We start from the raw sequence: 2,648 nt of genomic DNA on the forward strand, positions 1-2,648 counted from the left end.
GGGATTGGGGATTAGGGATTAGGGATTAGGGATTGGGGAGTAAGGGACAAGGGAAGGGGGATAAGAAGGACATGTCAATTCAAAATTAAAAACTTTTTGACTTATTTCCCAATTCCCAATCCCCGTTACCCCTTCGCCCCTAATCCCCACTCCCTTGGGGGAGTGGGGGCCCCGAGTTCCCCAGAGGGGACCCCTACCTTAAGCGATCCCCGCTCCCCGATCCCCGCTCCCCGATCCTCAATCCCCAATTCCCGATCCCCATTCACTTCATGATAAAGTGCGGCATCGGTGCGACAACCCCGGTAAGCTAGGATGTACAATTCTTTCAAATCATTGATGAGTGGATAGCGAGGATTAGCACCTGTGCATTGATCGTCAAATGCTTGATCTGCCATTTTTTCAACTTTGGCATAGAATTCTTGATCTTCTTCTTCCAAAGCTGCTTGGATGGTGTGAGGAATATCAAGTTGATGTTTAAGATTTTCTACTGCTTCCACTAATCTTTCTATTTTCTCATTCTGTGTATCGCCACCCAATCTTAAATAATCTGCGATTTGGGCGTAACGTGCTTTGGCGTTCGGATACTTGTATTGTGGGAAAATTGCTTGTTTAAAGGGAATATCTGTGGCATTGTAGCGGATGACGTGGGAAATCATCAGTGCATTTGCTAAACCGTGGGGTACGTGGAAGGTTGCACCAAGTTTATGTGCCATTGAGTGACATACACCTAAAAATGCATTTGCAAAAGCCATTCCAGCGATAGTTGCTGCGTAGTGTACTTTTTCTCGCGCTTCGGGATCACTCGCACCATTTTTGTACGCCCGTGGTAAATATGTAAACAGTAGGGCGATCGCTTGTAATGCTAAACCATCGGTAAAATCTGTTGCCATTACCGATACATAGGCTTCTAAAGCATGAGTTAGAGCATCAATACCACCGTATGCCGTTAATTTTTTCGGCATATTTAATACTAACTCTGGATCTACAATTGCCATATTCGGCGTTAAAGCGTAATCTGCTAGGGGGTATTTTACTCCTACTTGATCATCGGTAACAACTGCAAAAGGCGTCACTTCTGAACCAGTACCCGAAGTTGTGGGAATTGCTACCATGATTGCTTTTTGTCCCAGGGGAGGTAATTCGTATACCCGCTTGCGGATATCCATAAACCGTGTCGCTAATCCTGCAAATTCGACATCGGGATGTTCGTACATCAACCACATAACTTTTGCTGCATCCATCGGCGAACCACCGCCAATCGCAATAATTACATCTGGTTGATAATTACGTAATAAGGCTAATCCTTGATTAACATTTGAGAGAGTTGGGTCAGGTTCGACATCATGAAAAATATCATGTTTAACACCAATTTCATCCAAAACTTTTGTGACTTTGTCAATTATTCCCAAATCAAATAAGGGTTTGTCAGTCACAATAAACGCACGTTTTTTCCCAGCTAATTCGCTTAAAGCTACAGGTAAACAGCCATATTTAAAGTAAACTTTAGGAGGAACGCGAAACCACAACATATTTTCTCGCCGTTCCGACACTGTTTTGATATTTAATAGGTGATGGGGTGCAACGTTATCAGAAATCGTATTACCGCCCCAAGTACCACAACCCAAAGTCAGCGAGGGGTCAAGCTTAAAGTTATATAAGTCACCAATCGCTCCTTGGGATGAAGGCGTGTTAATCAGAACTCTGCCTGTTTTAACAGTATTCTTAAAGTAAGTAATATCATCCAAATTGGCTGGATTAGTATACAGTACCGCCGTATGTCCCGGTCCCCCAAAATCAATTAATTGGTCAGCTTTTGTGACTGCTTCATGGAAGTTACGCGCCCGGTACATTGCTAAGATTGGAGATAGTTTTTCGTAAGCAAAAGGTTCAGACGCTCCAATCATTTCTACTTCGGCAATTAAAACTTTATAACTGCTAGGCAAAGGGCAATAAGTATCTGTATTGCACCCACTAATCTCCCGTTTAAGTTCAATTCCAGCAATTTTTGCAAGTCTTTCAACTGATTGTCCCACAATTGCTGGGTTTAAATGTCCTTGTTTCAAAATTAAATTGCCGAGTTTGTGTTTTTCATCGTTAGTGAGAAAGTACGCTCCACGACAAATAAATTCTTGTTTAACTTGTTCGTAAATCTCATCAACAACAATCACTGATTGTTCAGAAGCACAAATCATACCGTTGTCGAAAGTTTTACTCAGCAAAATTGAACTAACAGCAGTTTGAATATCTGCCGTGGCGTCGATCACTGCGGGAGTATTTCCCGCACCCACACCCAAGGAAGGATGTCCCGATGAATAAGCAGCATGTACCATTCCCGGCCCGCCAGTTGCTAAAATTAACTGAATTTCTCGATGCTGCATTAAAGCTTGAGAAAGTTCTACTGTCGGTTCATCAATCCAACCAATAATATCTGTCGGCGCCCCTGCTGCGATCGCTGCTGTTAAGACTATTTGGGCAGCTGCAATTGTAGATTTTTTCGCTTTCGGATGGGGAGAAAAAATAATTCCATTACGGGTTTTCAGAGCAATCAAAGCTTTAAAAACAGTAGTAGAAGTCGGATTAGTAACAGGGACAATACCAGCCAGAATACCCACAGGTTCAGCAATCTTTTGAATGCCAAAGGATTTATC

At 42.7% G+C, this 2,648-nt stretch carries 1 protein-coding gene; it reads right to left on the reverse strand.

What is annotated here, in order from left to right:
• Positions 1–125 precede the first annotated feature (125 nt).
• Positions 126–2,648, reverse strand: a 2,523-nt coding sequence (gene adhE, locus B4U84_RS04805) for a bifunctional acetaldehyde-CoA/alcohol dehydrogenase (protein WP_242677532.1), incomplete at its 5' end; no start/stop codon positions are given.

It is taken from the genome of Westiellopsis prolifica IICB1, from assembly GCF_004323185.1.
Classification (GTDB): Bacteria; Cyanobacteriota; Cyanobacteriia; order Cyanobacteriales; family Nostocaceae; genus Pelatocladus; species Pelatocladus prolificus_A.